The sequence below is a fragment of the Acinetobacter sp. WCHA55 genome, assembly GCF_002165305.2.
In the GTDB taxonomy this organism is placed as follows: domain Bacteria; phylum Pseudomonadota; class Gammaproteobacteria; order Pseudomonadales; family Moraxellaceae; genus Acinetobacter.
This window is the reverse complement of record NZ_CP032286.1, coordinates 1,705,434-1,731,133: the sequence shown is the minus strand read 5'-3', so window position 1 is coordinate 1,731,133 and position 25,700 is coordinate 1,705,434. Positions and strand designations below refer to the sequence as shown.

Annotated in this window: 22 protein-coding genes; 12 read left to right on the top strand and 10 right to left on the bottom strand. The window is 42.4% G+C overall.

From position 1 onward, the window contains the following. Positions 1 to 3: 3 nt before the first annotated feature. The 8 genes from benE to CDG62_RS11180 all read right to left on the bottom strand — a co-directional run bounded on the left by benE (position 4) and on the right by CDG62_RS11180 (position 7,665). Entirely contained in the window at positions 4 to 1,230 is a 1,227-nt protein-coding gene (gene benE / locus CDG62_RS11215; protein ID WP_087527487.1) for a benzoate/H(+) symporter BenE, read from the bottom strand. Between the two features lie 53 nt (positions 1,231 to 1,283). After that, entirely contained in the window at positions 1,284 to 2,069 is a 786-nt protein-coding gene (gene benD / locus CDG62_RS11210) for a benzoate diol dehydrogenase BenD (RefSeq protein ID WP_087527486.1), read from the bottom strand. Positions 2,070 to 2,084: 15 nt separating this feature from the next. Beyond that, on the bottom strand, positions 2,085 to 3,101 hold the full coding sequence (gene benC / locus CDG62_RS11205) for a benzoate 1,2-dioxygenase electron transfer component BenC (RefSeq protein ID WP_087527500.1): 1,017 nt from the start codon (positions 3,099 to 3,101) through the stop codon (positions 2,085 to 2,087). 88 nt (positions 3,102 to 3,189) lie between these two features. Further along, on the bottom strand, positions 3,190 to 3,699 hold the full coding sequence (gene benB / locus CDG62_RS11200) for a benzoate 1,2-dioxygenase small subunit (RefSeq protein WP_087527485.1): 510 nt from the start codon (positions 3,697 to 3,699) through the stop codon (positions 3,190 to 3,192). Continuing rightward, the gene (benA, locus tag CDG62_RS11195) at positions 3,696 to 5,093 is read right to left on the bottom strand and encodes a benzoate 1,2-dioxygenase large subunit (protein WP_087527484.1); all 1,398 of its coding nucleotides are present in this window, start codon (positions 5,091 to 5,093) and stop codon (positions 3,696 to 3,698) included. Before benA ends, benB begins: the two co-directional genes overlap by 4 nt. A gap of 78 nt (positions 5,094 to 5,171) precedes the next feature. Continuing rightward, on the bottom strand, positions 5,172 to 6,092 hold the full coding sequence (gene catA / locus CDG62_RS11190) for a catechol 1,2-dioxygenase (RefSeq protein ID WP_087527483.1): 921 nt from the start codon (positions 6,090 to 6,092) through the stop codon (positions 5,172 to 5,174). Positions 6,093 to 6,235: 143 nt separating this feature from the next. After that, on the bottom strand, positions 6,236 to 6,526 hold the full coding sequence (catC, locus tag CDG62_RS11185; protein ID WP_005399484.1) for a muconolactone Delta-isomerase: 291 nt from the start codon (positions 6,524 to 6,526) through the stop codon (positions 6,236 to 6,238). Positions 6,527 to 6,555: 29 nt separating this feature from the next. After that, a complete protein-coding gene (locus tag CDG62_RS11180; protein WP_087527482.1) occupies positions 6,556 to 7,665 on the bottom strand; it encodes a muconate/chloromuconate family cycloisomerase in 1,110 nt (369 codons plus the stop codon). Between the two features lie 115 nt (positions 7,666 to 7,780). Here CDG62_RS11180 and CDG62_RS11175 point away from each other — a divergent pair, with 115 nt between their 5' ends. The 4 genes from CDG62_RS11175 (at position 7,781) to CDG62_RS11160 (ending at position 13,025) form a co-directional block, all read left to right on the top strand. Then, positions 7,781 to 8,695 (top strand): LysR family transcriptional regulator, encoded by a 915-nt coding sequence (locus CDG62_RS11175; RefSeq protein WP_005399482.1) that lies wholly within the window; start codon positions 7,781 to 7,783, stop codon positions 8,693 to 8,695. 280 nt (positions 8,696 to 8,975) lie between these two features. Next, the gene (locus CDG62_RS11170) at positions 8,976 to 10,343 is read left to right on the top strand and encodes an MFS transporter (RefSeq protein WP_087527481.1); all 1,368 of its coding nucleotides are present in this window, start codon (positions 8,976 to 8,978) and stop codon (positions 10,341 to 10,343) included. 240 nt (positions 10,344 to 10,583) lie between these two features. After that, entirely contained in the window at positions 10,584 to 11,861 is a 1,278-nt protein-coding gene (locus CDG62_RS11165) for a DcaP family trimeric outer membrane transporter (protein WP_087527480.1), read from the top strand. 276 nt (positions 11,862 to 12,137) lie between these two features. Then, a complete protein-coding gene (locus tag CDG62_RS11160; RefSeq protein ID WP_087527479.1) occupies positions 12,138 to 13,025 on the top strand; it encodes a DMT family transporter in 888 nt (295 codons plus the stop codon). Between the two features lie 209 nt (positions 13,026 to 13,234). Here CDG62_RS11160 and CDG62_RS19345 read toward each other — a convergent pair whose 3' ends face one another. Beyond that, positions 13,235 to 13,396, bottom strand: coding sequence for a hypothetical protein (locus CDG62_RS19345; protein ID WP_162904032.1), 162 nt, complete (start codon positions 13,394 to 13,396; stop codon positions 13,235 to 13,237). 387 nt (positions 13,397 to 13,783) lie between these two features. On the opposite strand from CDG62_RS19345, the gene CDG62_RS11155 reads away from it, so the two are divergent. The 7 genes from CDG62_RS11155 (at position 13,784) to CDG62_RS11125 (ending at position 22,210) form a co-directional block, all read left to right on the top strand. Then, complete coding sequence (locus CDG62_RS11155; RefSeq protein WP_087527478.1) at positions 13,784 to 14,620, top strand: SDR family NAD(P)-dependent oxidoreductase; 837 nt, start codon at positions 13,784 to 13,786, stop codon at positions 14,618 to 14,620. A gap of 129 nt (positions 14,621 to 14,749) precedes the next feature. Then, entirely contained in the window at positions 14,750 to 15,658 is a 909-nt protein-coding gene (locus CDG62_RS11150; protein WP_087527477.1) for a cation diffusion facilitator family transporter, read from the top strand. A 65-nt stretch (positions 15,659 to 15,723) separates the two neighbouring features. Next, positions 15,724 to 16,143, top strand: a complete 420-nt coding sequence (locus CDG62_RS11145) for a cation efflux protein, CzcI-like (protein ID WP_087527476.1) — start codon at positions 15,724 to 15,726, stop codon at positions 16,141 to 16,143. 47 nt (positions 16,144 to 16,190) lie between these two features. Beyond that, complete coding sequence (locus tag CDG62_RS11140; RefSeq protein ID WP_087527475.1) at positions 16,191 to 17,513, top strand: TolC family protein; 1,323 nt, start codon at positions 16,191 to 16,193, stop codon at positions 17,511 to 17,513. 1 nt (position 17,514) lies between these two features. Next, positions 17,515 to 18,750 carry an efflux RND transporter periplasmic adaptor subunit gene (locus CDG62_RS11135; RefSeq protein ID WP_087527474.1) on the top strand — a complete coding sequence of 412 codons (1,236 nt, stop codon included), beginning with the start codon at positions 17,515 to 17,517 and terminating at the stop codon, positions 18,748 to 18,750. Beyond that, on the top strand, positions 18,740 to 21,886 hold the full coding sequence (locus tag CDG62_RS11130; protein ID WP_087527473.1) for an efflux RND transporter permease subunit: 3,147 nt from the start codon (positions 18,740 to 18,742) through the stop codon (positions 21,884 to 21,886). The genes CDG62_RS11135 and CDG62_RS11130 overlap by 11 nt, the downstream gene beginning before the upstream one ends. A gap of 204 nt (positions 21,887 to 22,090) precedes the next feature. Further along, positions 22,091 to 22,210 carry a hypothetical protein gene (locus CDG62_RS11125; RefSeq protein WP_087527472.1) on the top strand — a complete coding sequence of 40 codons (120 nt, stop codon included), beginning with the start codon at positions 22,091 to 22,093 and terminating at the stop codon, positions 22,208 to 22,210. A gap of 214 nt (positions 22,211 to 22,424) precedes the next feature. Here CDG62_RS11125 and CDG62_RS11120 read toward each other — a convergent pair whose 3' ends face one another. After that, positions 22,425 to 23,678: a saccharopine dehydrogenase family protein gene (locus tag CDG62_RS11120; protein WP_416232142.1), complete on the bottom strand. Its 1,254-nt coding sequence runs from the start codon at positions 23,676 to 23,678 to the stop codon at positions 22,425 to 22,427. Between the two features lie 625 nt (positions 23,679 to 24,303). On the opposite strand from CDG62_RS11120, the gene CDG62_RS11115 reads away from it, so the two are divergent. Next, positions 24,304 to 25,545, top strand: a complete 1,242-nt coding sequence (locus CDG62_RS11115; protein ID WP_087527499.1) for an NADH:flavin oxidoreductase/NADH oxidase family protein — start codon at positions 24,304 to 24,306, stop codon at positions 25,543 to 25,545. Positions 25,546 to 25,700: the final 155 nt, after the last annotated feature.

The following is a 25,700-nucleotide window of genomic DNA, read 5'->3' as shown; positions in this document are numbered from 1 at the left end:
CTATTAACTTTTAGAACTTGAATTGGAGCGTGAAGCTAAAGCTGAAACTTCAGGACTACGTTTGGTTAAAATCAGATGCGCAGTTAAACCAATGACGATGCCCCAAAAAACTGAACTTAGGCCTAAAAAATGCATACCTGAAGCTGTAGCCAAAAAGGTAATGAGGGCAGAATCGCGTTGAGATTCATCTTTCATGGCTACAGCAATATTGGTTGAAATCGCTCCCAATAAAGCCAAGCCAGCCAAAGCAGCAACAAGCTCTTTTGGCAGCAAGCTGAAGAGCAGAACGATACTGCCTGCGAACAAACCACCTAAAATATAGAAAATGCCGTTAGCAACGCCTGCGATATAGCGTTTTTCTTTTAACTCATGCGCATCTTTGCCCATGCACAGTGCAGCCGTAATCGACGCTAAAACAATGGTGATACCGCCGACACATGCAACAGCTAAAGAAGCAATACTAGTGGTGGTAATAATCGGCTTGGCAGGCATGTCGTAACCGCTCAGTTTCATGATGGCCATGCCTGGTAAAAACTGTCCTGTCAGGCTGACTAAAATTAAAGGCAGGGCAAGGTTTAAGGTGGAGTGCCAAGTCCATTCGGGACTGATGAATTGAGGAATAGCAAGTTGAAAATCTAAACTCACTGCATTCATTTCACCAAGCCCAAAGCTCAAGGCCACACCTGAAAGCAGAACCCAAAGCATGCTATAGCGTGGTGAAATTCGTTTTGCGACTAAAAAGACAAACAGCATGCTAAACACAATAATCGGCATACTGTTCGTTGCGCTAAATAGGCCTAAACCAAACTGAAATAAAATACCTGCCATCATCCCCGCGGCTACCGACTGCGGAATCCATTTCAATAATTTATCGAAGTAACCACTGATCCCGATCAGGAAAATTACCACTGCTGAGGTGATATAAGCGGCTACAGCTTCATTCAGGCTAATATTTGGGAACAGTGTGACCAATAAAGCTGTACCCGGCGCAGACCATGCGGTAATTACGGGGACTTTAAACTTAATGGAAAGGAAGATCCCTGCCACGGCTGCACCAATAGAAATACCCCAAATCCATGAAATCATCATGGTCGGGGAAACCTGAGCTTGTTGCGCAGCCTGAAAGAAGATAATGAGTGGCCCTGAATAGGAAATCAGCACGGCCAAAAATCCTGCGACAGTGGCTGAAATAGACCAATCTTCTTTCAAAGTTTTAAACAGGGTAGCCATTCATTTGCCTCCATGCAGACATGATCCTGTATATAAAGTTTTGTGACGATCAATTAGCCTTGATCGCCACCGCCTACAGGAACAACTGTACCTGTCATATATGACGAATCATCTGAAGCAAGGAATACAATTGCATTTACTTGTTCCTGAATCGTGCCATAACGGTTCATAAAACTACGATCAATGGTTTGATCGACCACTTGCTGCATCCACGCTTTTTCATTTTCAGACAGTGGATTTGCATTGCGTGGTACTTTGCGTGGCGGCGCTTCGGTTCCACCTGTAGCGACTGCATTCACTCGGATCCCATCTTTAGCATGTTCAAAAGCCAGCGATGCAGTAAGGGCGTTGACCCCACCTTTGGAAGCCGAATAAGGCACACGGTTAATGCCACGAGTCGCAATAGAAGACACATTTACAATTGTACCTTTCTGATTTTTAATCATTTCAGGTAACACTGCTCGACAACACCACAGCGTTGGAAATAATGAGCGATTCACTTCTTTGATGATTTCTTCTTCAGAAAATTCGTCAAAGGGCTTCATCCAAATCGCACCACCGACATTATTGATGAGTACATCAACGCGGCCATAGATTTCAAGTGCTTTATCTACAACACTTTGTGCGCCTGCAAAGGTTTCAAGATTGGCTTTGACTGTTATTGCATCACCTTGTTTCGCTTCAATTTCTGCTAATGTTTCATCGACATAGTCAGATAAGTCAGCTAAAACAACTTGCGCACCTTCGTCAGCCACTTGGAGGGCAACACCGCGACCAATGCCTTGAGCTGCACCAGTCACAATCACGACTTTGTTTAAAAATCTTTGACGATCAGACATGATAAGTAGCCCCAATCAGTTTGCAGAGAATTTTTCAAACAGGAAGTTTGCAGGCTTTACGCCTTCGCTATCTAACCAACCACGAACAGCATCGACCATAGGGACAGGACCACAGAGGTAGACATCAACATCACCGCCATTGAGCCATTCATTGTCAATGTGCCCAGTAACGTAACCTTTACGCTCATGTGCAGAGTCTGGACTTGCAACCACAGTACGATATTCAAACCATGGCAGTTTGGCTTGAAGAGCATTGAGCTGTTCTAAAGCCACTAAGTCGAAATCATTGGTAACACCAAACACTAAACGAACAGGGTGTTCAGCGCCTTTTTCTTCTAAAGTTTGTAACATAGACATAAAGGGTGCAATACCAGTACCGCCTGCAAGCATAACCACAGGACGAACCACATTACGCAGGTAAAAACTACCAAATGGACCAGTAAACGTCATTTTGTCGCCCACTTTGGCAGCACCACTTAAAAAGCTACTCATTTTGCCATTCGGCACATTACGAACCACGAAACCAGTTAAACGGTTGCCCGGTTTCGAGCTAAATGAATATGAACGCGTTTCCGCTGTCTCTGGAATGCCGACGTTGACATATTGACCGGCAAGGAAGTGAATGTCAGGTTGGCCTTCATCGAGCTGAATATCAAAAGTAATGGTCGATTCTGATAAATTTTCGACAGCGACTAAAGTGCCTTGATACTGGTGAATTTCGGTTTTGCAAACTTCAGATGATGCTTGAATTTGGAATACGGCATCTGAGGTCGGACGGCATTGGCAAGCCAAAATATAGCCTTGTTCCGCTTCTTCTGGTGTTAACGCATCTTCAATATACGTCTCTTCAGGCATGTCATAACGACCAGATTCGCAAAAAGCGCGGCAAGTCCCACATGCACCATCACGGCAGTCTAGCGGAATGTTAATTTTTTGGCGGTAAGCGGCATCTGATAAAGACTCACCTTGAGTCACGGTAATAAAACGCGTTACGCCATCTTCAAATTGAAGTGCAACATTGTGGTTTGACATGGCTGAATATCCTTTAAAAACTTTGAAACTTGGAACTTTCAGCCAAAACTCCATTTGGCTGAAAGCATACTCAGGATGTGTGGCTAACTTAGAGGTGATAAATATCAATTACTTGATTGATATAATCGTTTTTCAGTACCACGTATTTACTTAAAATTTGTGGTTTTTCACCTGAAAAGTCGATTTCATAACGCGACATACCAAAGTAGCTATAACTGGTTTTGTAGCGAAAACTCAGCGTATTCCAGTTAAAACGGACGGTAACTTTGTCGCCATCACGCTCAATTACTTCGATATTGTTCACATTGTGACAAGTACGCGTGTCTGGCATGGTCGCAGAGGAGCGTTCAGTTTTAATACGGAACACACGGTCTTCTAAACCTTGACGGTCTGGGTAGTAAATCAGTGAAATTTCAGACTGCGGGTCTGTAGTCAGGGTATCGTCGTCATCCCATGCAGGCATCCAAAATGATGCAGAAGGGGCATAACATGCAAGCCAATCGTCCCATTGTTCATCATCTAAAAAACGTGCTTCTTGATACAGAAACTGACTAACTTGTTCGATGCTAACGGTATTGAGTGTTGTAGGAGCATTCATACAACTTCTCCTTGTTCATTTGCAGTTTCAACAGCCAGTGCTTTTTCATTCGCAATGGCAATTTTCATCATGTCTAACCAGTGTTGGTGCTGTGCAAGATAGAGGCCTTCATCTTCAGTTTTGACACCTGAAAGTTTTGGCTTTAGACCAATTTCATTGGCAGCATCATCTGGGCCCTGAATCCAGTGTTTTGAACCGCGGCACATATCATTCCATTCCAGTTCAATGCCTGCGTAGCCTGCTTGGCATGCACGGAATTCTTCCAAATCATCTGGTGTAGCCATGCCTGAGGCATTGAAGAAGTCTTCATATTGGCGAATACGGCGTGTACGCGCTTCCGTGTCTTCACCCACAGGTGCGATACAATAAATGGTGACTTCGGTTTTATTGACTGAAATCGGGCGGAGTACACGAATTTGTGAACCGAACTGATCCATCAAATAGACGTTTGGATAAAGACATAAGTTACGTGAACGCTCAATCATCCACTTCGACATTGCTTCGCCAAATTTTTCAGAGTATTCGTCGGCTTTCGGGAAGTTTGGACGGTCTTCTGGGTTCGCCCATTGTGTCCAAAGCAGCATGTGACCATTGTCAAAACCGTATGAGCCACCGCCTTGTTTACCCCAAGCGCCTGCGCTCATGGCACGGATGTTGTCACCCGCTTGTTTTTCTTTACGCTGTTGAGTGGTCGCTGCATAGTTCCAGTGCACCGCAGAAACGTGATAACCATCTGCGCCATTTTCCGCAGTCAGTTTCCAGTTGCCTTCATAAGTGTAGGTAGACGCACCACGTAAAACTTCGAGACCTTGCTCAGACTGATCCACAATCATGTCAATGATCTTACTGGTTTCGCCTAAGTATTCTTCTAAAGAGGGTACGTCTGGATTTAAGCTACCGAACAAGAAACCTTTGTAGTTGCCGAAACGTGCGACTTTTTTCAGATCGTGTGAACCTTCGTGGTTAAAACAGTCTGAATAACCGGCGTCTGCTGGGTCTTTAACTTTTAAAAGTTTGCCAGAGTTGTTAAATGTCCAACCGTGGAAAGGGCAAGTATAGGTTGCTTTATTGCCACGTTTATTACGACAAAGCTGTGCACCACGGTGTGAACAGGCATTGATCATGGCATTGAGTTCACCATTACGGTTACGTGCAATCAGAATAGGCTGACGGCCAATATACGTCGTGTAATAGTCGTTGTTATTTGGAATTTGGCTTTCGTGTGCCAAGTAAACCCAGTTACCCTCGAAGATATACTTCATTTCTAGGTCAAAAAGGGCTTGATCAGTAAAAACTGAACGATGAAGTTTGAATTCGCCTGTTTCAAAGTTGTCGACAAGTAATTCGTCGATACGATCGAGATGGCTAGTATTAATAACTGGGATACGTGGCATGTCCGTTCTCCGACTTTCCAAAAGTGAGGAAGTCCCCGAAATGCAACTTTGCAGTGGCTATTTCGGTTCCAAGGGTAATTAAGCGCTAGCGCGACGACGCTCAACTTCAGTTGATGGTGCAGCCGCTTGGTCTTTCACCAGTTCAACATTGAATTGAATGTGTTTGAATGGACCTGTTAAACCACGGCGCGCAATTTCAGCCTCATCGGTAATATCGACAGCGGTAGCCACTAAGCCTTCACGGGTTGCAAATGCAAAGTCATCCCACAGGTATTGGTCACCCTCAATGTTGAATTGGGTGGTTAACTTGCGGTAGCCTGGCGCAGATACAAAGTAATGTACGTGCGAAGGGCGGTTACCGTGACGGCCTAACTTGTTCAATACAAATTGAGTTGTCCCTTCTGGTGGGCAACCGTAACCGACAGGCATCGTGGTGAGCGCAATGTATTTACCATCTTGATCGCTAATGATTGAACGACGTAGATTGAAGTCTGATTGGGACTTATCGAAGAAAGAGTAATTACCTAAGCTATTGGCATGCCAAACTTCAACTTTTGCACCTTCAATAATCTGACCATTCGTGTCGGTCACAGTCCCTTCAATAATCAAGGTCGGAATTTTGCCTTCTTCAGAACCATCATCCATACGTGCAAAACCAACTGATTCAGGTGCGCCAGCTACATATAAAGGACCTTCGATGGTACGTGGTGTTCCGCCTGTAATGCCTGCTTTGGCATCGGCTTCGTCTGCACGTAAGTCGAGGTAGTGCTCAAGGCCAAGCCCCGCTGCAAGTAACCCGAGTTCGTTGGCTTGGCCTGCATCCGTAAAGTATTCTAGGCCTTTCCAAACTTCAGTTTGACTCAAATCTAAGTCTTCAATTGCTTGGAATAAGTCACCCAATAGGCGAACTACAATTTGTTGAGTACGTGCGTCTACAGGGCCTGTTGCTGTATCCACATTCATTGTTTTGACTAGTGCATCAATCTGTTGACGATTCATACTATTGCTCCTTAAGTATGTTTGCTGTGTGGTGGCTGGCTTTATGAATAGGTTGAAAAGCTAGCTGGCACGCTCCTTGTTAATTTCTTTCACTAGATCATTCATCAGTTTCTAGTGATTAAACTGCATTAAATCTTTTTAAATTAGCGATCATCTTCGCGAATAGAAGAGGGATGTCGGTTTAAAGGCATCACTTCAATGTTCATATACGGGTACAAGGGTAAACCTTGCAAAATGTTGTGTAGCTCTTCATTGCTGTCTACATCAAAAATGCTGATGTTTGAGTACTGACCTGTAATGCGCCAAATATGTCGCCATTTGCCCTGAGCTTGTAGCTCTTGCGAATATGCTTTTTCGACTGCTTTAATTTCACTGGCAGTTTCAGCAGGCATATCCAGTGGAATGTTTACATCCATACGTACGTGAAAAAGCATGTATAACTCCTAAACGGTTAAGACGTCGCTTAAGCGCGGCGCAGCTGATCAATCTTGTTTTCATCTAACTCAATACCGAGTCCTTTGCCTTGGGGTAGATGTAAGGCGAAGTCAGTGTATTGAAGTGGGGTTTTTAAAATGTCTTGGGTTAACAGCAGTGGGCCGAATAGTTCGGTGCCATAAGCTAAATTTTCAAAGGTCGAAAACAAATGTGCCGAAGCAATCGTGCCGACCGCACCTTCAAGCATGGTGCCGCCGTATAGGTCGATTCCTGCTAAGTTGGCAATTTTCGCCACTTCATGACCTTCGATTAGTCCACCGGACTGCGCCACTTTGACTGCAAAAACAGAGGCTGCATTGGTTTTGGCTAAACGGTAGGCTGAGCTCGGCCCCATGAGCGATTCATCTGCCATGATGGCAAGATCAAAACGTCGTGTTAAACGCTGCATTGCATCAATGTTGTCGATTGCACAGGGTTGTTCAATCAGGTCAACACCACCATTTTGTAGCAGTTGAATGCCTTTAATCGCATCTAACTCAGACCATGCACGGTTCACATCAACACGAATGGAAATGTCTGAACCCAGTGCTTGTTTAATCGCAAGAACATGTTCAACATCTTCTTCCACACGGCGTGAACCGATTTTAAGCTTGAAAACATTGTGGCGTTTCGCCTCAATCATTTTCCGGCCTTCAGCAATATCTTTTTCAGTATCACCAGATGCCAATACCCAAAGTACAGGTAAGCTGTCACGTAAACGACCACCCAACACTTCAGATAGGGGTAAATCTAAACGTTGCGCTTGGATGTCGAGTAGAGCCGTTTGAATTGCACATTTGGCAAAACGGTTACCATTAATGTTTTTTTTCAAAGCACGCATAGTTTGTGCGATATTTGGAGCATTAAGAGACTTCAATAAAGGGGAAAAATAAGTTTCAATATTGGTCTTAATACTTTCAGGGCTTTCTTCACCGTAGCCCAGTCCACCAATCGTTGTTGCTTCACCCCAGCCGACAAAGCCATCTTCAGTGCTAATTTTCACCAATACAAGCGTTTGCGTTTGCATAGTCGCTACCGCCATTTTGTGTGGGCGAATAGTGGGGATTTCGACGAGTAAGGTTTCTATAGATTTATACATCTTAACTCTGCGCAGCCTTGCGTTGTGTACCTGATGTGATATACCTTAAAAGAATAAATATGAACTGTCGAAGATCAAATTAGCATTTTAATATATCTTAAAGGTATTAAGGGTCATGGAATTGAGACACCTCCGCTACTATGTAGCTGTTGTAGAAGAGCAGAGCTTTACCAAAGCTGCTGAAAAATTATTCATAGCACAGCCCCCGCTTAGCCGCCAGATACAGAATCTGGAAGCTGAATTAGGCGTGCAATTATTTGAACGTGGCAGCCGCCCACTCAAGACCACAGAAGCAGGACAATTCTTCTATCAACATGCGGTTAAACTTTTGTCTAATGCTGAAGAAGTCAAAGCTATGACACAGCGTGTAGGCTTGGTTGAAAAAACGGTAACGATGGGCTTTGTGGGTTCGTTGTTATATGGGTTATTGCCTAAAATTGTGTATTTATTTCGCCAACAGCAGCCGCATTTAAAAATTGAATTGATTGAAATGAGTACCAAAGACCAAATTCAAGCATTAAAAGAAGGGCGGATTGATGTTGGTTTTGGACGCTTACGTATTTCAGATCCTGCTGTGCGTCGGGTTTTACTGCGTGAAGAACCGTTAATGTTAGCAGCACATTCTAGTCATCCTTTGACGGCGCAAAAACAAGGTGTATACCTGTCGGACTTGGTCGATCAGAACTTATTTCTTTATCCGAGTCACCCCAAGCCAAACTTTTCTACTCAAGTCCAAGGACTGTTTTCAGAATATGGACTGGAACCTAAACACTTAAAAGAAGTTCGTGAAATACAGTTGGCACTGGGGTTGGTTGCCGCTGGAGAAGGAATTTGTGTGGTTCCAGAAAGTGCACGAACCATTCAACTGCCGCATTTGAACTATATTCCAATTTTAGATGATGCAGCGACTAGCCCCATATTTTTGGCTATTCGTTCCATGGATGAAAGCGAGGACATTCGTTCATTATTCGATTGTATTTATCAGGTCTATGACCTTGAAGCGATCAAATATGACCGTGCATTTATCTAAACTTGGGGATTTAAATTCCACGATACTTTTAAAGTCTACATTTTAAAATGAGCCATTATAGCCATCCTTGTGGATGGCTTTTTTTATAATCATTTTCGCTTGGTTTTGCTTATTTTCTGTCTCTTACTGTCATCATGGGTTATATAAGCTATTTATTTAAAACAATAAAAGCCTTAACCGACCTTAAAGGTATAAATATAGAGTTATTCGGTTTTGGACAAGAAAGCTACTTTTGCTGCAATGTGCACAGCAACAAACATTCGCAAGCAGGAGGCTTAAAGTGAATACAAATCCAGTTAACATCAACACGGTGGTCGATGAAGCCAAATTTACACCCTTTCATTGGAGTGTACTCATTTGGTGTCTACTGATTATTATTTTTGACGGTTATGATTTAGTCATCTATGGCGTGGCATTGCCACTTCTGATGCAAGAGTGGGGACTCAGTGCAGTACAAGCAGGTTTACTTGCGAGTACAGCATTGTTTGGCATGATGTTCGGTGCAATGAGCTTTGGTACGTTGTCTGACAAATTGGGCCGCAAAAAGACCATTATGATTTGTGTGGCTATTTTTAGTGGCTTCACCTTTCTAGGCGCATTTGCAAGCAATCCTATTGAGTTTGGTATTTTACGTTTTCTTGCGGGACTTGGCATTGGCGGAGTAATGCCAAACGTGGTCGCACTCATGACGGAATATGCTCCGAAGCGTATTCGTAGCACACTCGTGGCGGTTATGTTCAGTGGTTATGCCATTGGTGGCATGACGTCAGCCTTACTGGGTGCATGGTTAGTGACGGACTATGGTTGGAAAATCATGTTCTATATCGCCATCATTCCATTTCTGGCTTTACCGATTCTTTGGAAGTTTTTACCTGAGTCTTTAATGTTCCTGACTAAAAAAGGCGAAACTGAAAAAGTCCGTGAAATTGTGCAAAAAATTGCACCTGAGCAAGCGATTCAGCCTGAAACGACATTTAAACTTAATGAACCTGTTGCTGGTGATGATGCTCCATTAAAAGCATTGTTCCAACAAGGTCGTACCTTTAGCACCATGATGTTTTGGGTGGCATTCTTTATGTGCCTGCTCATGGTCTATGCACTTGGAAGCTGGTTACCAAAACTGATGATTCAAGCAGGTTATTCGCTTGGTGCAAGTATGATTTTCTTATTTGCTTTAAATATTGGTGGTATGGTTGGCGCGATTGGCGGTGGTGCGCTCGCAGACCGTTTCCACTTAAAACCAGTTTTAACAACCATGTTCACTGTGGGTGCTATTGCACTGATTCTACTTGGTTTCAACAGTCCACAAATGGTGCTGTACGGTTTAATTGCAATTGCAGGCGCTGCAACCATTGGTTCACAAATCCTACTGTATACCTTTGTTGCACAGTTCTATCCAGCTGCGGTGCGCTCTACAGGTATGGGTTGGGCTTCAGGCATTGGACGCATTGGTGCAATAGTTGGGCCTGTACTGACAGGTACATTGTTAACTTTTGAGTTGCCACATCAAATGAATTTTCTCGTGATTGCGATACCTGGTGTGATTGCGGCTTTGGCCGTGTTTATGGTCAACTTGAAAGTATCCGTAGATGGCGAAAAAACCAAATCAAAACAATCGTTTGATGTAGTTAAACCCACAGCAAATTAAAGAATACTGAACCCATGAGTCTAGTGCATTAGTAGTAGGCTCATTTCAAAAACTTTATGAACTGTTAAAATCAATTTGCTTTTTATAAGTTGTTTTTTAACGCGATTTTTAATGCGATAAAAAGTTTCATTTTAAAGTATTAAAAGAAATGCATTGCGTTAGAAAACAGCGATGAAAAAGAGAGCTAAATATTAAAGCGTAAAAGTCAGGACAGACTTAAATACACAGGACCCGTGTTAAATGAAACAATTTAAGAAGAACGTTTTAGTTGTCACTTTATCCATGTTAAGTAGTGCAGCATTACACGCACAAACCAATACGACGGCAGAGATTGAGCAACTTAGAAATGAAATTAATGCGTTAAAACAAATGCTTCAACAGAATACCCAGCAACAACAGCAGCAAGCTGTTCAATTGAGCGCTGTTGAACGTCAAGTGTTGACGACGCCAAAAACGGTTGAAAAAACGGGTTTGGGTTTAACCAAAGGTGGGGCAGAGTTCAACTTATACGGTAATGTTCGAATGGATGCATCGTATCAAGCTGAAGGTGGTGCTCGTGATATGCCCTATAACCAAATCAATAGCGTGCCTTTAGAAGGTAATGCTGAAAATAGCGATCGTTTAAGATCAACCCTTTCAGCAACGAGATTAGGCTTGGACTTTAAAGCGCCAGTCGCCGATCAGAACTTAAATGCCAAAATTGAGGTCGACTTTTTAGGTGGCGCAAACCTTGATAATTTACGTATTCGTCATGCGTATTTAAACTATGGTAACTGGTTAATTGGTCAAACTTGGTCAAACTTTGCAACTCCAGACTACATCCCTGAAACGATTGATGCTTTGGCATATGTGGGGGCTTCAATTAAACGTACTCCTCAAGTGCGTTATACCCATAAATTCACGCCAAATACCAACTTAGTCGCGGCAGTGGAAGACCCGAAAGATGCCAGCATAAGCCAACGTATGCCTGCATTTACAGGACGACTAAATCATAAATTCAATGATGCACTTTCAGTTAGTGGACGTGCAATGGCGCATGAGAAACGTATTCAAAATCAGGAAGAATGGGCGTATGGCGTAGGTGTTGGTGCTAAATTTGACATCACCCCAGTAACCTCTGTGAAAGCTGACTACTACCATGTCAAAGGTGATAGTAGCTTTGTATCCTTTACGAACCCTGGCGTAGTTGCAACAGGCACAAGTATTGAACAAAGTGAGTTTGACTCAATTACTGTGGGTCTAACACAAAAGTTTAATGACAAATTACGCGGCACATTGGCTTATGGTTATATGACTTTTGATAAAAATCAGGACTACCTTGATGCTGTAGCGGATGATACCAAAATCAATAAAAACTTATGGCAAGCATGGGGGAATTTATTCTATAGCCCAGTTCAGCCTGTTAGCCTTGGTGTCGAGTATGTCTACGGTGAGCGTGAAGCGTTTGCACCTGCTGCAAATGGTAGTAAGAAAGGTGAAGACAACCGTGTGAATTTGGTTGCGATTTATAACTTCTAATGTTTGAGACGATAGCCCGTTTTCGCTTTGATTTGTATAGATCGAAGTGAAATTTCACACAGAAACCGAAGGATAACCCCTTCGGTTTTTATGTTTTGCTGTCCAATTTGCTCCATACTCACTTTTAAGGAGACTTTGCCCATGTAGTGGAATAGTAGAAGTTTCATCAGAACTTAAGTTATTTGTCACATAAGAATAAGTCATGAAAATAAAGCACATGTATTGCCATCAACGGGTTACATTATGTGAGGTAAGTAACTGTATATAGAGTACTTGATGACAATAACATGGATTCTTTTTACGCTTATGGCTGCTTTTATGCAGGCTTGGCGCAACGCTTTTCAAAAGCAACTTAGTGCCACTGTAGATGTTTATGGAGTGACTCTAGCGCGGTTCATCTTTGCTTTACCTTTAGCACTGATTTACATCAGTTGTCTTTACCATGTTCAACCTGTGACAGATTCAGTCCATTTCAATCTCCGTTTTGCTATTTATGTGCTTATTGCTGCGTTAAGCCAAATTGCAGCAACAGCACTAATGGTGCAACTTTTTAAGCAAAAAAATTATGCAATTGGAGTGGGGCTTGCTAAAAGTGAGGCAGTACTTGCCGCAATTATCGCCGTGGTCTTTTTATCCGATCATTTAAGTCTTTTGGGCTGGTTTGGGGTCGCTGTAGGAGGCTTTGCGGTATTTTTAATGTCTAAGGGGCGTGACTTTTCTGATTTTTCCGTACCAACTTTATGTATAGGTATCGGTAGTGGTTTATGTTTTGCCATTACTTCGCTCTTGGTACGTGAGGCAAGTTTAGAACTAGATAATTTACCGTTTATTCACCGTGCGGCTTGGGTGCTTTTAATGGTGATTGGGACTCAGTGCTTTTTACTTTTAATGTATTTGGGTATATTTCGCCGTGTAACATTATGGGCCATGTGGCAGCGTATTGGACTTACATTTCGTGTCAGTTTATGTAGTTTTTTGGCGTCACTGGGTTGGTTTAGTGCCATGAGCATGCAGTCCGTGCCCATTGTAAAAACCTTGGGGCAGGTTGAGATTATTTTTAGTATGTTGATTTCAGCTTACTTCTTTAAAGAAAAGTTAGCACGTGCTGAACATCTCGGTATTGTATTGGTGGTGATTGCTGCATTTTTAGTGATTTGGGCTTGAAGTCTGATTTTTATACAGCATCTGTCATTCATTTGTAATGACATCAACCATTCAAAATATAATTTAACTGCCGTTTTAAGAGTATTCAGCTCAAAAAAATAGAGATTAAACCCATGTCTAGGTTTAATCTCTAAAGTGTGTTTTCTCGTGGAGTTTAATTTTGAGGTCCGAAGTTAGGTATTGATATTAGTGCAGAAAATTTCAGATTCTTACTGAAGAAGGTAATTTCGATCTGCACCGACAAAGAAAACTACACCTATACAAAAAAGCCCACAGTAAATTGCAAACCAGATAATCATATTTTTAAATGCTTTATCTGAAATTGAACTATCTGCATATTTTGCTGGTTTTTTTGAGTCTAGATCTTTCATGGTTACTGCACTCAACTGAGGTGATGAGCACATTATGTAAAGTAAAGGACTGATGAAACAGATACAAAAACAAGATTAAAAAAACATAACAGACGATGCAGAATTTCTCAGGGCTGTTATAGTCTAAAGCCTGTGGGACAGTATGCAGATCTCAGTATCTTGCTTTAGTTTTTAGAGTCCTAGTACTTGAAAATACAAAGAAAATAAAAATGATCTTATATTTAAAATACCACTCATGAATTTTATACATACTGAATCATTAGAAATGATCATTTCATTCATGACTGTAATTTTTGTACCTTAACTACAATAGACCTTGTCTACGCAAACAAAGTACTTGCCCCTTCAGCATGGCGTTTAGATTTAAAACGATATTTAGAGAGCATTATGAAAAATTTTGAAAATAAAGTGGCTGCGATCACAGGCGCAGGTTCAGGAATTGGGCAGCAGTTGGCGATTCAACTGGCTAAACAAGGCACACATTTGGCACTCAGTGATCTCAATGAGCAAGGTTTGGCAGAAACATTAAACCAGGTCAAAGATTATCCTGTTTCAGTCACGCTCACAAAACTTGATGTTTCAGACCGTAAGGCAGTAGAGGATTGGGCCAAACAATGTGAACAAGACTTTGGCCAGATCAATTTAGTTTTTAATAATGCAGGTGTTGCCTTAGCCAGTACTGTTGAAGGCTTGAGCTATGAAGATGCCGAGTGGATCTTTAAAATCAATTTTTGGGGTGTGGTGTATGGAACCAAAGCTTTTTTACCCTACTTAAAGAAAAGTGGTGCTGGGCATATTGTGAATATTTCAAGCTTATTTGGACTCACTGCACAGCCTACCCAGAGTGCCTATAATGCGACAAAATTTGCTGTTCGTGGTTTTACCGAAGCACTACGTCAAGAACTAGACCTAGAAAACTGTGGTGTCAGTGCGACTTGTGTTCACCCAGGTGGTATACGAACCAATATCGCCAATAGTGCTCGAATGAGTGACAGTATTCGTGCGCTAGGTATGAACCCAGAGCGTGCCAGCCGTTCCTTCAATAAAATGCTTAAAACTCCGCCAGATGTTGCTGCACAGGCCATTTTAAAGGCTGTAAAAAAAGACGATCGCCGTGTCTTAATTGGGACAGATGCCAAAATTATGGATCTGGTACAACGCATTACACCGACAGGTTATACACAAGCGATGAACTTTTTGACTGGGAAAAAGCGTCAAAAATAAAGACTGGCAAACTTGAAGGATGATTTTATTGTTTTAACCGAGTATGCTAAATCGAGTATTTTTTAAATCAAAAAAGCGTCGATTTCAATGCTAAAGCATTGCATCCATTAAAATGATAAGGAGTCCTACATGAGCGGTTCTCATAACCATGATCATAGCCATGTTGAAGTGACTGCAAAAAATGCTAAGAAATTAACGCTTGCACTTGCCTTGACCACGACATTTTTAATTGTTGAGGTTATTGCTGGATTTATCACACAAAGTTTAGCCTTACTGTCCGATGCGGCGCACATGTTTACTGATGCTGCTGCTTTGGCGATTGCCTTAGCCGCCATCAAAATTGGACAAAAACCTGCCGATGATAAACGCACCTTTGGCTATCAACGGTTTGAAATCTTGGCAGCTTTGTTTAATGCCATGATGTTGTTTGTGGTGGCCATTTACATTTTATATGAAGCTTATCAGCGTTTTAGTCAGCCACCCGAAATCCAAAGTATGGGCATGCTGGTCGTTGCTGTTTTGGGTTTAATCATTAACCTAATTTCAATGAAAATTTTGGTGTCGAGCAGTCAAGACAGCTTAAATGTGAAAGGGGCTTATCTTGAGGTGCTGAGTGACGCCTTGGGCTCTGTGGGTGTGATCATAGGCGCATTGGTGATTTATTTCACGGGTTGGATGTGGGTAGATACCGTTATTGCGGTGTTGATCGGCTTTTGGGTCTTACCTCGAACTTGGGTGCTACTGAAACAAAGTATCAATATTTTGCTCGAAGGTGTTCCAAGTGAAATTGATATCGAATCTCTACGTAATGACTTGCTGGCTTTAGACGGTGTAAAAGGGATTCACCAACTTAAAGTTTGGGCCATTACCTCTAAAAATGTGCATTTAACCGCGCATTTGATTGCACCTGATGTAGATCAGAGAGCTTTATACCACCAAGCTGTAGAGTTATTAGGGCATGAGCACGGCATTACCCAAGTGACTTTGCAAATCGAAGATGATGAATGCCATCCACACCAACATGAACATAGTCATTAAAAAAGGCTTGACCTTAGACTTAGTCTAGGCTTTACAATAGCATCACTTTTTTTCAGTACGACATTATGCGTTCTACCACGTGGATTAGCGTCTTAGTTGCTTTATTCATGTTCCAAAGTCTTTGGAACGTGGCGGCAGCTTTTTGCGTCCATGAAGAACAAAAAACTCAAGTCGTGACGCAACAAAATTTTCATTTTGGGCATCATCAATCCACTTTGTGTGTATCGGATGCGAAAGCACATCAACAAAGTAGTATTGATGACCATACTCAAACGGCAAATGATCAGTTTGAATTGGGTGAAGACCATCAAGATCATTTGCCTTCAATGGCACATTTGATTATTCCGAAAGAGAAAAACTATCAACTGCCGCTCGCGCTTGAGATAAAAGAACCGCCACAATTTTTTTGGCATAATGCCTATCAAGCCCCTGATTTACTGGGGCAACATCCGCCTCCTGAACTTTCCCCGCTAATGGTGGGGTAGCCTAAAATATTTCCCACCACTTCTTCTAAAAATTAGTGGGAAAAAGCATGTCGAATCAATTGAAGGCGTTTATACGCCAAGCCCTTGCTGTAGGCATAACAACAGCTGCGATGCAATGGAGTTTTGCCGAACCAGTCAAGACTTTGGATGAGGCTTTGGCAAAAGTAGAGCGTTATCAGAACCAAAGTGAAATTGGGCAACAGCGTCAAAGCATTTCAGAGCTGAACATCAAAAACAGTGGTTTATGGCAAAACCCTAGCTTAAATATCAATCAAGATGGTTTTGGTTCAAATACCGATCGTGAACTCAGTATTGCCATTAGCCAACCTTTAGATGTTTTTGGACAGCGTAAGCTCAATCAAAAACTCGCAGAAACAGCACACCAACAAGGCCAATTACAGCAACAACTGTGGACAGCACAAAGTCAATTGGTGGTGAAGTTTGCATGGTCGCAGTTGGCTTTGGCACAAGTTGAAAAATCGCTATATGCCGCACAGCTGAAAGTGAGTCAAAACAATTTAGACAGTGCCAAAAAGCGCTATCAGGCGGGCAGTATTGCTTTGGTTGACTATGAACGTGCGCAAATTGAAAGTTTAGATATGCAACGTTTATATCAACAAGCAATACTGGCAGAACAAGTGGCACAGCGTCAACTCTCAAACCTTTGGGGCGAAACCAAAGCTGATATTCAACTCAATGCGACCTCGATGCCATGGCCAGATCAAAGCGAAGTCACGGTACAGCGCTATATTGCGGAAGGTTGGTTGGAAAAGCTGTATGCCCTGAATATTCAACAGTCCAATTTAAACATTGAAAGTTTAAAAGTGCTGGCCCGTCCCAATCCGACCTTAAATGTCGGCATGAAACGGAGTCAAGCACCGAATGAAAATAGCGATACCACATTAGGTGTTGGTGTGGATATTCCGCTGAATATCTTTAACCGTCAGCAATACAGCATTCCGATGGCACAGCGTCAGCAAAGCTTGTTGAATCAGCAGCAACAGCGTGAGTTAAAACAGCAAATTTTAGATATCGCCAATGCCATGCATGAGCTCAAAGGACTAAAACAGCAGTTCGGTGCAATCAGTCAACAAACAACTTTGGCAGAACAAGTACAAGTACGTACATTACAAGGTTTCAAAGCCGGAAAGCTGTCTATTACCGACATTCAACAAGCCAACTCGCAACTACAAAGCATACGTCTTGGGCAGTTACAGTTATTGCGTCAAGCATGGCAGACCGCATTGACCGCAGAAGCGCTTAGCCTCGGCACTAGCTATGAACAGATCAGTAGTTCAGATGCTTATAGCCAAATTAGTAAAAACTCAATCGCACAAATACAAGACCTCATCCTTGGCGGAGCACAATAATATGCAACTTAAAAATCAATTTGGAAAAATATCACAGCCATTGATGATTGGGCTTTTGCTCCTCATTACACTCCTCATCGCTTTAGGGATTTGGTTTAGCTCGAAAGATAAAACCACCGATGAACATGAGCATGGGGAACATGAAGAATCTGAACATGCGGATGAGCCCGAGGGCGAAAAAGGACATGCCGAGGAAGGTGAAATTCAACTGACAGCGCAGCAACTGACAGAGCAAGGCATTCAGATCGCTTCGGCTCAACAAGGCGTGGTGTCTCAAGTCACGGTTCTGCCTGGAAAGCTTGTGGTGAATACCGATCAGCAAGCCCATATTTCGCCAAACTTTGGTGGACATGTGGAGCAGGTGAACGTGGAGCTTGGTCAAAACGTACAAAAAGGACAAACTTTAGCAGTACTGTCCGTACCTGAACTGATTGATCAACAAGCCAATTTACGGATGGCTCAAGCCAGTTTGGACTTGGCACGTCAAGATTATCAACGTGAACAGCAGTTATGGTCACAGGGTATTTCAGCTAAACAAGACTACCAACGGGCAGAAAATGCTTACCGACAGGCGCAGATTACTGTGCAATCCGTGCAAAGTCGTTTAAATGCACTGGGGGCAACAGGTGGTGTAAATGGTCGTTTTGCCATTAAAGCGCCCATCTCAGGGGTGATTAGCCAAAAAGATATCGTGGTGGGTGAAAACGTACAATTGGCCGATCAGCTTTTTGTGATTGAACAATTTAAAGAGTTGTGGCTTGAGTTTAATCTGCCTGCACAGTTATCGAGTCAATTACAAACCAATCAAAGTGTAACGTTCAAACCGAATGCCTCTGAGCAAAAATATGAAGCTGTCATCCAAAGCTTAACCTCTCAGGCCGATGCTCAAACGGGCCGCTTAGTGGTACGCGCTAAATTAAAAAGCCAAGCGGCTGAATTACGTCCAAATGTTTTGGTGAATATCTTTTTAGACAATACCAGTTCCAAAACAGCGCTTCGTGTCCATAAAAGTGCTATTCAAAACATTGAGGGTCAAACGTCCGTATTTGTAGTCGACGCTGAACAAAAAGGGCAAGTGCATTTGAAATCACAGCCTGTTGCACTTGGACAAGCGTCAAATGATGGTCAATGGATTGAAGTCGTTTCAGGCATAAAAGCAGGGCAACGCTATGTCAGCCAAGGCAGCTTTGTTCTTAAATCTGAACTCGAAAAAGGCGAGGCTGATCATGCACACTAATCATGATTTACCCAAGCCTGAAGGCTTGTTTGAACGAATTATTCAGTTCTCTATTCAAAATGCCATTTGGGTCATGCTCTTTGTCTGCACGTGGATTGCGGTTGGGGTATACAGCTATCAAAAGCTACCAATTGATGCAGTGCCTGATATTACCAATACGCAAGTACAAATTAATACCCAAGCCAATGGTTTTACCGCACTGGAGGTTGAACAGCGGATTACCTATCCAATTGAAACGGCTATGGCGGGTATTCCAGATTTACAACTGACTCGTTCGATTTCACGCTATGGTTTGTCCCAAGTCACCATCGTATTTAAGGATGGTACAGACATCTATTGGGCACGCCAGCAGATTAATCAGCGGGTACAAGAAGCCAAAGCGGATTTACCCAGTGATGTTTCTCCAACCATGTCGCCAGTTTCAACAGGTTTAGGTGAAATTTATCAATGGGTCATTAAAGCAGAACCGAATGCCAAAAAAGCCGATGGTACAGCTTATAGTGCGATGGACTTGCGGGAGATCCAAGATTGGATCGTTCGTCCGCAATTGCAACGTGTTGCAGGGGTTGCAGAGGTCAACAGTATTGGCGGGTTTAACAAAACCTACGTGGTTGCTCCTGACTTAAACCGTATGCAGCAGTTGAATATTTCCTTGAGCCAACTGCAAACCGCTTTACAGGAAAACAATGAAAACCGTGGGGCAGGCTTTATTGAGGAAAATGGTCAGCAGCTCACAGTTCGTGTGCCTGGCACACTCAACAGTCTTGCAGACATTGAAAATACAACAGTTGCCAGCCCAAATGGGAACCCGATCCGTGTTGCGGATATTGCGCAGGTTTCAATTGATCATGACCTCCGAACAGGAGGCGCAACCTATAATGGCGAAGAAACTGTACTCGGCATCGCTATGATGATGATGGGTGAAAACAGTCGAACGGTGTCTAAAGCTGTCGATGCCAAAATTCAAGAGGTGCAAAGCAGTTTACCGCAAGGCGTTAAAATCGAAACAGTTTATGACCGCACGACTTTAGTAGAAAAAGCCATTAAAACGGTGCAAAAGAACTTGGTTGAAGGCGCAATCTTGGTGATTGTGATCCTCTTTTTATTCTTGGGTAATATTCGTGCTGCGTTAATTACAGCCTGTGTGATTCCACTGTCTATGCTGTTTACTTTAACGGGTATGGCACAACAGAACATCAGTGCCAACCTGATGAGTTTAGGGGCATTGGATTTCGGGATTATTGTCGACGGTGCAGTGGTAATTGTTGAAAACTGTATTCGCCGTTTAGCCCATGCACAACAACTGCTCAAACGACCGTTAACTCAGTCGGAACGCTTTAAAGAAGTATTTTTAGCAGCGCGCCAAGCTCGCCGTCCACTTATTTTTGGTCAGCTGATTATTTTAGTGGTGTATTTACCGATTTTTGCACTGACTGGCGTAGAAGCCAAAATGTTCCACCCAATGGCTTTGACGGTTGTACTTGCACTCGTTGCAGCCATTATTTTGTCGATCAGCTTCGTACCTGCGGCTGTTGCACTTTTTGTTAAAGGTGACATTAAAGAAACTGAAAGCCGTTGGATGTTGTCGTTAAAAGAGCGATATCAGCGAGTATTGGACTGTGCCTATCAGTACAAAGCGGTGGTTTTAACCTTTGCACTGTGCTTATTGGTATTAACAGGTTTACTTGCAACGCGTATCGGTAGTGAATTTGCGCCGCAACTGAGTGAAGGTGACTTTGCTGTACAGCAACTGCGTTCCCCTAGTACAGGTTTAGAAGAATCACTTCGTATTCAGGAAAACACGGAAAAGCTACTTCTGAAAAAATTCCCTGAAATACACGCTATTTTTGCGCGTACAGGTACGGCAGAAGTGGCGACCGATGTGATGCCGCCTAATATTTCAGATGGTTATGTCATGTTGAAACCCCGTGATGCGTGGCCAAACCCGAAAGAAACATTGGATGAACTGCGTAGCCGTATGCAGGCGTATTTAGCGACATTGCCCGGTAACAACAGTGAGTTTTCTCAGCCAATTGAACTGCGTTTTAATGAGTTAATATCGGGTGTACGTAGTGATGTCGGTGTCAAAATCTTTGGTGATGACATGCAAGTATTAAATGCGGAAGCTGAAAAAATCAGTAAATTGATTCAACAAGTTTCAGGCAGTACCGCAGTCAAAGTTGAACAAACATCGGGTTTACCTTTGCTTAATGTTGAAATTGATAAAAGCTTGGCAGCGCAATATGGCCTAAGTGTTAAAACCATACAAGACTATGTGTCAGCAGGCATTGGTGGGCAAAATGTCGGTGAAATTTTACAGGGCGACCGCCGTTTTGACTTTGTGATTCGACTCAGTGAACAAGACCGTAGTGTCAGTGGGATTGCGCAACTGCCAATACAACTTCCAAATGGCGGCAGTATTTTACTCACCGATATTGCCACGGTAAAAATGATGGATGGTATTAACCAAGTCAGCCGTGAAAATGGCAAACGTCGTGTGATAGTCACTGCGAATGTGGAAGGGCGTGATTTGGGCTCTTTTGTCACAGAGGTACAAACTCAACTGAAGCAGTATCCACTACCAAGTGGCTATTGGATTGAATATGGTGGTCAGTTTGAAAATCTGGCTTCGGCACAGGCTCGAATGCAGATTGTGATTCCACTAGCATTATTGACGATCTTTATTTTGCTGATGGCTGTTTTCCATAACATTAAAGAAAGCCTACTGGTGTTCACGGGTGTTCCATTTGCTTTAACAGGTGGTGTGCTTTTCTTATGGTTAAGAGACATTCCCTTGTCGATGTCGGCGGGTATTGGTTTCATTGCCTTGTCTGGCGTTGCCGTCTTAAATGGTTTGGTCATGCTGACCTTCATTAAAGAGTTAAGAGGGCAATACCACTTACATGAAGCTGTTTGGCAGGGGGCGATTTTGCGCTTAAGACCTGTTTTAATGACTGCTTGTGTGGCGTCCTTAGGTTTTGTTCCCATGGCACTTGCCACGGGCACAGGGGCAGAGGTTCAACGTCCACTGGCGACCGTGGTAATTGGTGGAATTATTTCTTCGACGTTATTGACCTTGGTACTATTGCCAGTGTTGTATCGTTGGATGAATGCTAAAAAAGAAACGGAAATTTAATTCTTTAATCAACTGAAGCATGGGGAGGCACATATACCCCTCATGCTTTTTTATACTACTTGATATCAGCCTAATCGCATTTGGGAGTTAAAAATGGCAAATCTGTTATAGTCTGTTATATTTTTTTCATAAAGAACTGTATCTGTCCATTTATAGCCTAAACCTTAGAATAACAAATATAGATAAAGCGTTGAGGTATTGGAAATGAACTTTTTACTAAAAAAAAATAAAGCGTGGTTTGTATTCTTTATCATTACTTTATATTCATTTCTTGGATTTTTTCTCGGATTCATTATTTGGGAATATGTTCTAAAGCAAAGCTAAACATCACGATGCAAAGGCGCAACAAAAAATACTTTGTATGATGTTCAAACAGATATTTTTAAGATTCAATAAAAAAGAATGAGGCCTGTGTTGCTTCATTCTTTTTTATTTGTAGTCTGCATTTCAATCATCATCAGTACTAAATACATAACCCTGTGTATTTAAAATACATGATGCGCCTTACATCTTTTTCTATCAATGAGTCGATAAAGACTTAAATCACTTCAAAGCCAATACCTGCATGCTGTTTTAAGCGTTCAATATAGCGCTCATCAAACATCGTTGCAGGGGTCCAAAAACCGCCATTTCGTCCCGTTTTCTCGCCATTGTTATGATGATCCAAAACCAAACTTAACGCTGCTTGCCCCAACATTTTTCCTGTTGACCCATAACCTGGATCACGGTCGCCTGTGACTTTGATTCGAAGACTTTGTCCTGCATCTGACTTGCCAATAAATCGTAAATCAAAACGGCCAGAGCGTTGTTGCTCGGGTGTCGGGCCTTCGCCTGGTTTTGGGAGCATATAGCGCTCCATCAATTTACTGACAGGCTTTGTGACCGCTGCAAGCATGAATGCACCTAATCCTGCGACCAAGCTATAAGCTTTGACACGACCATTCCAACCTTGGCCTGTCAGCATGGCTTCGTTATAGCTAAAGTTTGCCCCATAGGCATTGTTTGCAAGTGCATTTGAACGGTGCACAACCCGTTCATTAACAGCAGACATAACAAAGGGGGCAATCCATGCATCAAAATCGCTGTCAAACTCAGCCGATTTTACATAGTGTTGACGTGCACTGAGCGTATGATTTTGTGGCACAAGGAGGTATGGGTTCACTAAAGCTTTGCGTAGTGCAGGATCAGCTGCGGCTTCTTGTATGACATTGATTAAACTGGCCACCGTTCCGCCAGAAGCGCCGCCTTTTAAAACTTTCACTCGCATTTTGACGTTGGTCGCTGGGGCGTGCCACAGTTGCTGTGCGTACTGTTGTAAAAAATACACGCCCATATCAGAAGGGACTGAATCAAAACCGCAACAATGTACAATCCGTGCACTAGAGTCTTCGGCTTGGCTTTGATAGTTGTCGATCATTTTTTTAATCCATTGTGTTTCGCCCGTAAGGTCACAATAGTCTGTACCTGTTTCAACACAGGCCTTGATCATCGGTTCACCGTAAAGTGCATAAGGACCTACGGTTGAAACAACCACACGGGTTTGTTCACACAGCTTGTGAATTGCGTCACTGTCATTGACATCTGCAATCATAATGTCCAAATTTTGTGCTTTTTCACCAAGCTTATTTTTTAACGCATTCAGTTTACTTGATGACCGGCCAGCGATTGCCCACTGAATTTGTTCACCTGACTCACCTTGCATTGAGAGGTAGTCGCTTAGGTAAGTTGTTAAAATTTGTCCAACAAAGCTGGTTGCACCAAATACCACCAAATCATATTTTTTGTTTTTTATTGCCGTCATGGAGAAACTCCTCATGGAATCATGCTTAAGGTCGGTAGTACACCTGTGTTTGCTATAAATACTATAAGCTTTAAGTGAACTTGAATGTCAAGTCGGGAAAGGTGTAAATATTTACAGACATAAAATTGCTATTTATTCGCAACCTTTTACATGAATCACAGCATTAGAAAAGATTTTCACATGCTGACATTTCAATATAACCTTTCTTTTTTCTGACAGTATGCTATGTCATTAACAATAGATATGCTGGATCTTAAGTACTGCTTTAAGCAGAGGCCAATGATGTCAGTAAGACACGGAGGGATTACATTCTTAGACATTCGTTACCCATCAAAATGTAATAAATAACATGGCTGTGCACATAAAAATGAGCGATTAAACGTATATTTAGATATTTTTAGGAAATGCTGACCGTGATCCTGAAACTATTGACTTTGAATTCTAGATCATTATGCAAAGCTAATCTAAAAATTTAGCACTTAGAGCAAAATCTACTTTAACTATGGATGACCTAAAGATTGCTCATTTTTATTTTGATCGCGTATAAAAAAAATCGCTTGACATTAAAGTTAACTTTAATCTTAAAGTAGTTATCAGATCAAAAGAGGTGATCATGATGAACATATTTGATGCATTAACCCTACCCAATGGGACAACGATTCCAAACCGCCTTGCTAAAGCTGCAATGGAAGAGAACATGGCAACTTTAGAGCAAGCACCATCACAAGATTTATTTAATCTTTATCATACTTGGGCAGAGGGTGGTGTCGGTTTGATCATTACAGGAAATGTCATGATTGATAGTCGGGCAATGACAGGACCTGGCGGGGTGGTGCTTGAAGATACCGAACATCTTGATTTGTTTAAAAAATGGGCAAATATTGGACGTGCTAAAGGTGCTCAATTTTGGTTGCAAATTAATCATCCTGGACGTCAGATGCAGTCGAATATGGGGCAAGACACTTGGGCTCCTTCTGCTGTAGCTTTAGATCTAGGCAAAATGTCGGATAAGTTTGCAACACCAGTTGAAATGACAAAAGTGATGATTGAAGAAGTCATTCAGCGTTTTGCACGTACAGCACAATTGGCTGAGCAGGCAGGTTTTACGGGTGTAGAAATTCATGCTGCACATGGCTATTTGGTCAGTCAATTTCTATCACCACTCAGTAACCAGCGCCAAGATCAGTGGGGTGGTTCACTGGAAAACCGTGCTCGAATTTTACTCGAAATTGTGAAAGCGGTACGTGCAGTTGTGTCTGATCAATTTGCAGTTGCGGTAAAACTTAACTCGGCCGACTTTCAGCGTGGTGGCTTTAGTGCAGACGATGCCAAGCAAGTGGTTGAAATGTTGAATGAGCTTGCTGTAGATTTGGTTGAACTTTCAGGTGGTAGTTACGAGGCCCCTGCAATGCAAGGCCAAGCCCGTGATGGAAGAACGCTTGCACGTGAAGCTTACTTTTTAGAATTTGCTACAGAAATCCGTAAAATCGCTCGAATGCCGATTATGGTCACAGGGGGAATTCGTCGTCAGCCAGTGGCTGAGCAAGTCGTACAAAGTGGTGTAGAAATGGTGGGGATTGGGACTGCGCTTGCGTTAGAGCCAAATTTACCTAATGCATGGAAAGCAGGTCAGAATCTTGCGCCTGAACTCAAACCAATAGAGTGGGAAAACAAAGCACTCGCTTCGGTTGCCAACATGTCAACTGTAAAGTTTCAGTTACGTAAATTGAGTCAAGGTAAGAAACCAAATCCTAAAGTATCACCATTTTGGGCATTGATTTTACAGCAACTTGCAATGAGCAAACGTACTAAGCAATATCGTCATCGTATGCAGCGCCGTGCAAAAGCTTCGGTATAAATCTAAGAGAGATAACGTCACATTGCATAAAATAGCAGCTTATGTTCTGAGTAGAAGAGAGTTTAAAAGTCATCATCGTGAGAAATATCAGTCCGTGAATAAACTCACTGGTATTTTTCAATACTCTCTACCGCATGCTTAAATATGATTGATTT

What these genes read in the sequence shown, in the direction of transcription:
- CDG62_RS11160 (WP_087527479.1), top strand. Translation starts at nt 12,138, where the DNA reads ATGACAATAACATGGATTCTTTTTACGCTTATGGCTGCTTTTATGCAG.
- CDG62_RS11165 (WP_087527480.1), top strand. Translation starts at nt 10,584, where the DNA reads ATGAAACAATTTAAGAAGAACGTTTTAGTTGTCACTTTATCCATGTTA.
- CDG62_RS11180 (WP_087527482.1), bottom strand. Translation starts at nt 7,665, where the DNA reads ATGTATAAATCTATAGAAACCTTACTCGTCGAAATCCCCACTATTCGC.
- benE (WP_087527487.1), bottom strand. Translation starts at nt 1,230, where the DNA reads ATGGCTACCCTGTTTAAAACTTTGAAAGAAGATTGGTCTATTTCAGCC.
- CDG62_RS11135 (WP_087527474.1), top strand. Translation starts at nt 17,515, where the DNA reads ATGCAACTTAAAAATCAATTTGGAAAAATATCACAGCCATTGATGATT.
- CDG62_RS11125 (WP_087527472.1), top strand. Translation starts at nt 22,091, where the DNA reads ATGAACTTTTTACTAAAAAAAAATAAAGCGTGGTTTGTATTCTTTATC.
- CDG62_RS11140 (WP_087527475.1), top strand. Translation starts at nt 16,191, where the DNA reads ATGTCGAATCAATTGAAGGCGTTTATACGCCAAGCCCTTGCTGTAGGC.
- CDG62_RS19345 (WP_162904032.1), bottom strand. Translation starts at nt 13,396, where the DNA reads ATGAAAGATCTAGACTCAAAAAAACCAGCAAAATATGCAGATAGTTCA.
- benC (WP_087527500.1), bottom strand. Translation starts at nt 3,101, where the DNA reads ATGTCAAACCACAATGTTGCACTTCAATTTGAAGATGGCGTAACGCGT.
- catC (WP_005399484.1), bottom strand. Translation starts at nt 6,526, where the DNA reads ATGCTTTTTCACGTACGTATGGATGTAAACATTCCACTGGATATGCCT.
- CDG62_RS11155 (WP_087527478.1), top strand. Translation starts at nt 13,784, where the DNA reads ATGAAAAATTTTGAAAATAAAGTGGCTGCGATCACAGGCGCAGGTTCA.
- benD (WP_087527486.1), bottom strand. Translation starts at nt 2,069, where the DNA reads ATGTCTGATCGTCAAAGATTTTTAAACAAAGTCGTGATTGTGACTGGT.
- benA (WP_087527484.1), bottom strand. Translation starts at nt 5,093, where the DNA reads ATGCCACGTATCCCAGTTATTAATACTAGCCATCTCGATCGTATCGAC.
- benB (WP_087527485.1), bottom strand. Translation starts at nt 3,699, where the DNA reads ATGAATGCTCCTACAACACTCAATACCGTTAGCATCGAACAAGTTAGT.
- CDG62_RS11130 (WP_087527473.1), top strand. Translation starts at nt 18,740, where the DNA reads ATGCACACTAATCATGATTTACCCAAGCCTGAAGGCTTGTTTGAACGA.
- catA (WP_087527483.1), bottom strand. Translation starts at nt 6,092, where the DNA reads ATGAATCGTCAACAGATTGATGCACTAGTCAAAACAATGAATGTGGAT.
- CDG62_RS11175 (WP_005399482.1), top strand. Translation starts at nt 7,781, where the DNA reads ATGGAATTGAGACACCTCCGCTACTATGTAGCTGTTGTAGAAGAGCAG.
- CDG62_RS11115 (WP_087527499.1), top strand. Translation starts at nt 24,304, where the DNA reads ATGAACATATTTGATGCATTAACCCTACCCAATGGGACAACGATTCCA.
- CDG62_RS11145 (WP_087527476.1), top strand. Translation starts at nt 15,724, where the DNA reads ATGCGTTCTACCACGTGGATTAGCGTCTTAGTTGCTTTATTCATGTTC.
- CDG62_RS11150 (WP_087527477.1), top strand. Translation starts at nt 14,750, where the DNA reads ATGAGCGGTTCTCATAACCATGATCATAGCCATGTTGAAGTGACTGCA.